Source organism: Vibrio sp. V39_P1S14PM300, assembly GCF_009904765.1.
GTDB classification, from domain to species: Bacteria; Pseudomonadota; Gammaproteobacteria; order Enterobacterales; family Vibrionaceae; genus Vibrio; species Vibrio proteolyticus.
On sequence record NZ_WXWP01000240.1, the window covers coordinates 1 to 8042 of the forward strand.

Here is an 8042-nt window from a genome sequence, read left to right on the forward strand (position 1 = left end):
GTTTCATGATGCTCAACACATACGAGTGTTGAGAATCTCATGTCGTTGCAGCAATGGAAATGGCTTGCAAACCAAATTGAGAACAGTACGACAAGTTTGCTGTCATCATTTAATTCTGCCGTAAACGGCAGGGCCGCGGCGTCAGGCAAAATAAAGAATCAATAATTTACGATTGAAAATGGAAGTTTAATCGGGCGAGGTTTGCCTGCTAAGTGTCTGCCAGACACGCCCGGGGGCCTTTAAAACAACAATGAAGTTACTCAACCAACTCTCGCTCAGGAACAAATTGGTTCTGCCAATTATCGTTTTTACAGGAGTGATTTTTTTCGCGTCTCAAGTTTATATGTTCAGATTGAGCCTCCAGCGCGAAGAGACCAATCTTATTGAGCGAGTGACCGTCCTGGCTGGTGGCATTGCGCATAATCTGCATACCTCTTTGTATTCAGAAGACAGCTTGGCTGCTCAGTTGGCCCTGTCCGCGTTCAATGCCGACCCAGACGTACTGGGCGTAAAGCTGTTTACTCGCTCAGGGCAACTGTTTGCCAGCTACGTCAGTCCAGGTTTCAAGTTTAGCCAAGAAGATGAACGGCAATTGTCCGGCCTAACCAGTGGTATTCATATCGGCCAAAATTGCATCTATTCCGCTATTCAAATTCAGTGGGGAGAAAAGAGCATCGCGGTCTTGAAAATGGCCATATCTAAGGATTCCCTGAAGCTGCTCTATCGAACGGCTGTGGAAAATAGTGTGCTGTTTTTGACCTTGATGATCGTCGCGAGTGTTGTGCTCTACCTGACAGTACAAAAATACATTGTGCATCCAGTCTTTGCGCTGAATCGCGCCATGGGGGACTTCATTGATAATCGCAGTCGTCGAATTATGTTGTACCCAGAGTCAAACGACCAGATCGGTGAGCTGTTCACGGCGTTCAACACCATGGTGGAAAGATTAGGTCAGCACGAAAAACGCGTGACGTTTGCGTTGGATAAACTGGAAGTGGAAAAAGCGTTTGCCAATGAAGTAATCGAGACCGTTCAACACGCCTTATTGGTTGTTAATCGCAAGGGGGAAATCGTTCACCACAATGCAGCGAGTCGTGAAGTCTTCAGTTGCACCGATGATGTCATCAAGAACGCCTACCTGATGGATCTGTTTCGGGTTCCGGATTGCAGCTTGTTCGATGATGCTTTGAATTGTGGCAAAACCTTTGATGATGAACTGGTGTGGGTGACTGATCTGCTGTCTCGGAAAATCTTACTTCAGGTTTCGTGTCGGGTACTTTCCCGATCGGAGCAGATGCTGTTCGCGATTCAGGATGTCACAGAGGAAGAAGCGCACCGCGCACGGCAGAGGCTGGCGGCTGGCGTGTTTGAAAACAGTCACGACGGATTGATGGTGCTGGATCATGATGGTGTCATCACCATGGTGAATCCGGCCTTCAGTCGTATGTTGGGATACCATCAAAACACTGTTCTGGGCAAGCCTCCCGGCGAGGTGATGGACTGGCATCAACTGACCTCTTTGATGCCAACCATAACGGATGCTGCGTTTGAATACGGCCTGTGGCAAGGGGAGATCTGGGAAAAGCACATCGATGGTCGCCTGATCCCCATGTTTGTCAAAGTGAATCTGATTCAAAATCATGAAAGCAGCTCCGCGTATGATTTAGTGTTTATCTTTTCTGATCTGTCGAGTACCAAAGAGATGGAACGGCTGGAGTATCTCGCGCATCATGACTCTCTGACCGGGTTGGGGAATCGTGCTCAGTTGTGCCGGATTGTCGATGAGCTGCTGGCGAATTTCTCCGAGCACCAAGGATTTGGTGTTCTGTATTTGGACCTGGATGGCTTTAAAGCGGTCAACGATACTTTTGGTCATGATGCGGGGGATGCGGTATTAAAGCAGATCTCCGAACGGTTGTTGTCTCAAGTGCGTGCGCACGACCTCGTCTCTCGCTTATCGGGCGATGAGTTTGTCATTATTGTGAATCATACTGACCGGGAAAACACCATCAAGCTGGCCAAACGTTTATTGCAGCTGTTTCGTGAGCCCGTTGTGTACCAAGGCCAAACTTTACATGTAGGGTCAAGCGTAGGGGTGTATTATGTGGAGCATGGTAATGAGACGTTGGATAGCATTCTGAAGAAAGCCGATGCCGCCATGTATCGGGCCAAAATGCAGGGCAAAGGTCGATTGGTTTTGGCCTGATGCGTTGCATACAGTAAGAAAACCTCTAAAATACCTTTCAAATTCGTCAGTTGGAAAACAGAATGAAAGTACTAGTGACAGGTGGTATGGGTTACATCGGTAGCCATACCTGCATTCAGATGATTGAAGCGGGAATGACTCCGGTCATTTTGGACAATCTGTACAATAGTAAAGCCAGTGTACTGCCGCGTATCGGTGCAGAAGCGGGAGTGACTCCAAAATTCGTTCAGGGTGATATTCGTGATAAAGCGCTGTTAGTCGAAGTCTTAAAAGCACACGCGATTGAGGCCGTGATCCACTTTGCCGGGCTCAAAGCGGTGGGTGAGTCGGTTGAAAAACCACTGGAGTATTACGATAACAATGTGAATGGGACGCTGGTTCTGGTGAATGCTATGCGCGAAGCCGGTGTGAAATCCCTGGTGTTCAGTTCATCTGCCACGGTATACGGCGATCCGGCAACAGTGCCGATCACGGAAGATTTCCCGACCAGCGCGACCAATCCTTACGGGCGCAGCAAATTGATGGTAGAGGAGTGTCTGACGGATTTCCAACAGGCGAATCCGGATTGGAGCATTGCTTTACTGCGTTATTTCAACCCAGTGGGCTCACATCCAAGCGGTCATCTGGGAGAAGATCCTCAGGGGATCCCAAATAACCTGATGCCGTTTGTTTCTCAGGTCGCCGTCGGGCGCAGAGAATGCTTATCTGTGTTTGGTAGTGACTATCCAACCAAAGACGGTACCGGTGTGCGTGACTACATTCATGTAATGGATCTGGCCGATGGCCACGTAGCGGCTCTGCAACGTGTCGGTGATAAGGCAGGGCTACACACCTATAACCTGGGTACAGGTAACGGTTATAGTGTTCTGGAGATGGTTCACGCGTTCGAACAGGCTTCAGGTAAGCCGGTTCCGTATCAACTGACGGATCGCCGTCCGGGAGACATCGCAGAATGTTGGGCCGACCCGGCTAAAGCAGAAGCCGAATTGGGCTGGAAAGCGACACGCTCTCTGGACGAGATGACACAAGACACCTGGCGCTGGCAGTCGCAAAACCCGCAGGGCTACCCAGACAAATAACACGCACAAAAAAGCCACCTCAACGGTGGCTTTTTTATTCTGACTCAGGATTCTTTGTCTTTCCACATGGAGAGCAGCCAGATACAAATCACAGCGACGGCGGCAAAGCCACTAAGGATGATCACAGGCATTGCGCTGTAACCGAGAACGTGCCAGATAACTGATTCTAATGTACTCATTCAGGTTCTCCTTATTCCCAGCCTTCAACGCCATGCATGTCTGGTAAGTTGTGTGCGATACCTTTATGGCAGTCTACACAGGTCTTTTCACCAGATGCCAGAGCGGTTGAGTGTTGTTTGGCGCTACGTGAACTCTGTTCGGAGAAATCCATGTACTCGAACTGGTGACAGTTGCGACATTCAAGAGAATCGTTCTTTTTCAGTCTTGCCCATTCACGTTCTGCGAGATGAGCACGGCGTGCCTTGAATTTCTCAGGAGTATCAATGGTACCAATGGCCCATGCGAACAGTTCTTTAGATGCCTGAACTTTACGTACGATCTTATCTGTCCATTCATGCGGCACGTGGCAATCAGAACAAATCGCACGTACGCCGGAACGGTTCGAGTAGTGAATAGTTTCCTGTATCTCTGCCACAATCGGTGCGTGACAGCCAGAACAGAATTCTTCGGTGTTGGTCGCTTCCATTCCGGTGTTGAACGCGCCCCAGAACAGAAGACCACCAGCAAACCCCATGAAAAGCACAATACCAACGGCAGCTTTACTCGGGCTTGTCAGTCTCTTCCAAAACGCTTTAAGTAGTTTCATAAATCGCCTCTTTTAGTCGATGCCTGAGTTAGCGAAGCGAATCAACGCGTTCATATTCATTTTTGACCAGAGGTTTTGCATCTGCCTGAGGTACGTGACACTGAAGACAGAAGTAGCGGCGAGGTGACACGTCGGCCAGCACCGCATCTTCACGGTTAACGAAGTGGGTCACACTGATCTTGGTTGCGCCCATTTCACTCGCATTCTTCCAGCTGTGACATGAAAGGCACTTATTCGCATTCAGTGATACTTCATAGTTGCGAATGTTGTGTGGAATCAACGGTGGCTGGTAAACGTAATCACTTTCCAGTGCTTGCTCACGAGGGTATTTCTTCATCGCGTCTGCGGGACGAGTCTCTTCCAGTAAGGAAGTTCCTCTTAGTGATGCGACTCCGCCCACGCCGCCGGGGTTATCCAACTCGGCTTGTGCAATACCGGTGATCACAGCGCCTACAGATATCAGTGCAACAAGTAGTTTTTTCATTTTTGATTCTCCGCCTGATGGCTCAATTCTTTAACCAGGCTGCTTTGCCTGTACATTCAAAGAGTGGGGGTTAAGCCACTTTGGTGATTTTGACCGGACACTTCTTAAAGTCGGTTTGCTTCGATAGTGGATCCGTTGCGTCAAGAATCAATTTGTTAATCAGAATGCGTGCGTCAAAGAACGGCACAAAGACAAGGCCTTTAGGTGGTTTGTTGCGCCCACGAGTTTCAACCCGAGCCCGCACTTCACCCCGTTTATTCGATATCAGAACTTCATCGCCGCGGCGCAGGCCGCGTGCAACGGCGTCGTCGTGGTGCATAAAGCAGACTGCGTCAGGGAAGGCTTTGTACAACTCGGGAACACGACGAGTCATGGTGCCGGTATGCCAGTGTTCAAGCACACGGCCAGTACATAACCACAGGTCGTATTCTGCATCAGGCACTTCCGGCGGCGCTTCGTATGGTGCGGAGATAATCCAGGCTTTACCATCCGGTTTGCCGTAAAAGTCCCAATCGCTGCCTTTTTTCGCGTATGGGTCGGAACCTTCTTTAAATCGCCACTTGGTCTCCTTACCATCCACCACAGGCCAGCGTAGGCCGCGCACTTGATGGTAACGGTCGTAAGGAGCCAGATCGTGACCATGGCCACGCCCAAAGGTGGCGTATTCCTCAAACAGGCCTTTTTGCACGTAGAACCCAAAATGGTGTGCGTCATCGTTTAATTCGCGTGCTTCCTCAATAGGGAAGGCATCCACCTGACCATTGCGGTAGAGTACGTCGTACATGGTTTTTCCGCGATACTCCGGTTTCTTGGCCAGTAATTCTTCAGGCCACACTTCTTCTATCTTAAAGCGCTTAGCGAACTCCATGAGCTGCCAAAGATCCGATTTTGCGTCACCAATGGTCTCGACTTGCTGATACCAGGCTTGGGTACGACGCTCAGCGTTACCGTAGGCACCTTCTTTTTCTACCCACATCGCCGTCGGCAGAATCAAATCCGCAGCCTGAGCCGTTGCGGTCGGATACGGATCCGAAACCACGATAAAGTTATCGGGATGACGGTAACCAGGTAAACGCTCCGTATTGATGTTCGGGCCTGCTTGCAGGTTGTTATTACACTGAACCCAGTAACAGTTCAGGACGCCATCGTTGAGCATGCGGTCCTGTAATACGGCATGGAATCCCGGTTTCGGCGGGATAGTGCCTTCCGGCAATTTCCAAATCTTTTCGGCAATTTCACGGTGTTTCGGGTTGGCGACAACCATATCCGCTGGCAGACGGTGTGCGAACGTTCCGACTTCACGGGCAGTACCACATGCTGACGGCTGACCAGTCAGTGAGAATGGACTATTACCCGGAGTAGCGATTTTTCCGGTGAGCAGATGCAGGTTATACACCAGGCTTTGCATCCAGACACCGCGAGTGTGCTGGTTCATGCCCATTGTCCACAGTGACATTACTTTGGTGTCAGGATCGGCGTACTGTTTGGCCAAAGCGATCAGTTTGTCTGTCGACACGCCAGACATTTCAGACGCTTTTTCTGCGGTATAGGGAGCTACTGACTTTTTGTATTCCTCAAAGGACATGTCAAACATGTCGCCCGAGTTCGGGTGTTTTGCTTTTTGCTGTAGCGGGTCGTTATCGCGCAGTCCGTAACCGATGTCGGTTTGAGCCTGTTTGAAATGGGTATGTTTGTTGACAAAGTCCCAGTTAACTGCATCGTTTTGAATGATGTAGTTGGCAATAAAGTTAGCGATCGCCAGGTCAGACTGTGGATGGAAAATGTAGCCATGGTCCGCTAACTCAAACGAACGGTGGTAATAGGTAGATAGAACGTTGACACGAACGTGCGGGTAGCTCAGACGACGGTCAGTGATTCGTGTCCACAGGACCGGGTGCATCTCAGCCATGTTTGAACCCCACAGCACGAATGCATCTGCGTTTTCGAAGTCGTCGTAGCAGCCCATGGGTTCATCAATACCGAATGTACGCATAAAGCCAACCACGGCAGAGGCCATACAGTGACGAGCGTTAGGGTCGATATTATTCGAACGAAAGCCCGCTTTCATTAATTTCGATGCCGCGTAACCCTCCATCACGGTCCACTGACCAGAACCGAACATACCAACACTCGTTGGGCCTTTTTTCTTCAGGGACGCTTTCCATTTTTCAGCCATGACATCAAAAGCGGTATCCCAGGACACAGGCTCGAAATCACCGTCTTTACTGTACTTGCCATCCTTCATGCGAAGCAGTGGCTGAGTCAGTCGATCTTGACCGTACATGATCTTCGACAGGAAGTAACCTTTGATACAGTTCAGGCCTTTATTGACGGGCGCTTCAGGGTCCCCCTGTGTTGCCACAACACGGCCGTTTTGAGTACCGACCAAAACAGAGCAGCCGGTACCGCAGAATCGACAAGGCGCTTTGTCCCAATGGATCTTTGTTTGGTCGGAGCTTGCAATCAGGTTGGTCGCGGAAGCTGGCAGTGTAATGCCTGCCACGGCCGCTGCCGAAGCGGCTGCGTTTGCTTTCACAAACGCACGTCTTGTCATTTTCATACTTCACCCTCAATTTGGGAAATTTGCGTTCCAGTGTCAGAATCCGTGTCGTCCAGGTCGGTTTCAATCTGGTGATAAACCAGCACCGCGCTCAGGACGTTTGGTAAGTTGTTAATGGCATCTATCGTGTCAGTGACAAAACCCTGGTTTTCGGTTTCTAACACCACGACAATTTTGCCTTCCGGGCTGTCGCCATAAATCTCTGCGTTTTCAAACGCCGCGATTTGTGTTTTGACGGTTTCCAGGTCTTCCGGTAGGGCATGGACCACTAAGCTTGAAATGTGCACTTCATTTAGTGACATAAATTGCTCTCGTATTTTTTATAAAATATTGCTCACATTGATTGCTGAAGTCGGGCAGACAGAGACGCACGCGCCACAACCATTACATTCAGACAGATCCAATATCGGCTGTGACACCCGGCCGATTTCAGGTTTAAACTTGATAGCCATGGGATCGCAGAGATCGCCACAGCTCCGACAATCGACATTTTGTTTTGCCAGACACTGCTCTGTGATGGTGGCTTTTGCATTCCAAGGCTGTACATCTTTGGCATTAAACAGGGGTTCAGGACATGCTTCGGCACACTGATAACAAAATGTGCATTCGCCGAAGGTGAAATCCACGCTGGGGTAACCACCATCGCCAATCTTGATGATTTGAGTTTCACAAGCACTTACGCATTTTCCGCAGCGTGTACAGCCGTCTACAAACACCTGATTATCAATTAACCAGGGAAGGCGAAGCGTCTGCTCGTTGATGTCTCTGCGTGAAAAAAAGCGTCTTTTTGAAAGATCGACCACTAATCCACCTGCGATAGAGAAACTTAACTAAAGTCTAGTTCACATTTCTCATTAACAAATTGTCATTTATCCATACACAAATTGTAGTTTTTGCCATATTCGTATAAATACCCCCTAAGAGGTAATTGGGATGCAATGTTGTTT

General features: G+C 49.4%; 8 protein-coding genes. 2 read left to right on the forward strand and 6 right to left on the reverse strand.

The features are described 5' to 3' along the window. Window positions 1-343 precede the first annotated feature (343 nt). Both CAG65_RS12085 and galE read left to right on the forward strand, forming a co-directional pair. Complete coding sequence (locus tag CAG65_RS12085) at window positions 344-2206, forward strand: diguanylate cyclase domain-containing protein (protein WP_237668806.1); 1863 nt, start codon at window positions 344-346, stop codon at window positions 2204-2206. Between the two features lie 62 nt (window positions 2207-2268). Next, entirely contained in the window at window positions 2269-3285 is a 1017-nt protein-coding gene (gene galE, locus CAG65_RS12090) for a UDP-glucose 4-epimerase GalE (protein ID WP_161453791.1), read from the forward strand. A 44-nt stretch (window positions 3286-3329) separates the two neighbouring features. On the opposite strand, the gene CAG65_RS12095 is transcribed toward galE, so the two are convergent. The 6 genes from CAG65_RS12095 to napF all read right to left on the reverse strand — a co-directional run bounded on the left by CAG65_RS12095 (window position 3330) and on the right by napF (window position 7898). Then, window positions 3330-3464, reverse strand: coding sequence for a TIGR02808 family protein (locus CAG65_RS12095; protein WP_021705316.1), 135 nt, complete (start codon window positions 3462-3464; stop codon window positions 3330-3332). An 11-nt stretch (window positions 3465-3475) separates the two neighbouring features. Next, entirely contained in the window at window positions 3476-4051 is a 576-nt protein-coding gene (locus CAG65_RS12100; protein WP_021705315.1) for a NapC/NirT family cytochrome c, read from the reverse strand. Window positions 4052-4079: 28 nt separating this feature from the next. After that, a complete protein-coding gene (locus CAG65_RS12105; RefSeq protein ID WP_161453792.1) occupies window positions 4080-4535 on the reverse strand; it encodes a nitrate reductase cytochrome c-type subunit in 456 nt (151 codons plus the stop codon). Between the two features lie 70 nt (window positions 4536-4605). Further along, complete coding sequence (gene napA, locus CAG65_RS12110; protein ID WP_021705313.1) at window positions 4606-7095, reverse strand: periplasmic nitrate reductase subunit alpha; 2490 nt, start codon at window positions 7093-7095, stop codon at window positions 4606-4608. Beyond that, a complete protein-coding gene (locus CAG65_RS12115) occupies window positions 7092-7397 on the reverse strand; it encodes a chaperone NapD (protein WP_161453793.1) in 306 nt (101 codons plus the stop codon). The genes napA and CAG65_RS12115 overlap by 4 nt, the downstream gene beginning before the upstream one ends. A gap of 18 nt (window positions 7398-7415) precedes the next feature. After that, entirely contained in the window at window positions 7416-7898 is a 483-nt protein-coding gene (napF, locus tag CAG65_RS12120; protein ID WP_021705311.1) for a ferredoxin-type protein NapF, read from the reverse strand. Window positions 7899-8042 lie beyond the last annotated feature (144 nt).

Bases quoted from the DNA above. Each gene is read 5' to 3' on its own strand.
- CAG65_RS12085 (WP_237668806.1), top strand. From the start codon at position 344: ATGTTCAGATTGAGCCTCCAGCGCGAAGAGACCAATCTTATTGAGCGA.
- galE (WP_161453791.1), top strand. From the start codon at position 2,269: ATGAAAGTACTAGTGACAGGTGGTATGGGTTACATCGGTAGCCATACC.
- CAG65_RS12095 (WP_021705316.1), bottom strand. From the start codon at position 3,464: ATGAGTACATTAGAATCAGTTATCTGGCACGTTCTCGGTTACAGCGCA.
- CAG65_RS12100 (WP_021705315.1), bottom strand. From the start codon at position 4,051: ATGAAACTACTTAAAGCGTTTTGGAAGAGACTGACAAGCCCGAGTAAA.
- CAG65_RS12105 (WP_161453792.1), bottom strand. From the start codon at position 4,535: ATGAAAAAACTACTTGTTGCACTGATATCTGTAGGCGCTGTGATCACC.
- napA (WP_021705313.1), bottom strand. From the start codon at position 7,095: ATGAAAATGACAAGACGTGCGTTTGTGAAAGCAAACGCAGCCGCTTCG.
- CAG65_RS12115 (WP_161453793.1), bottom strand. From the start codon at position 7,397: ATGTCACTAAATGAAGTGCACATTTCAAGCTTAGTGGTCCATGCCCTA.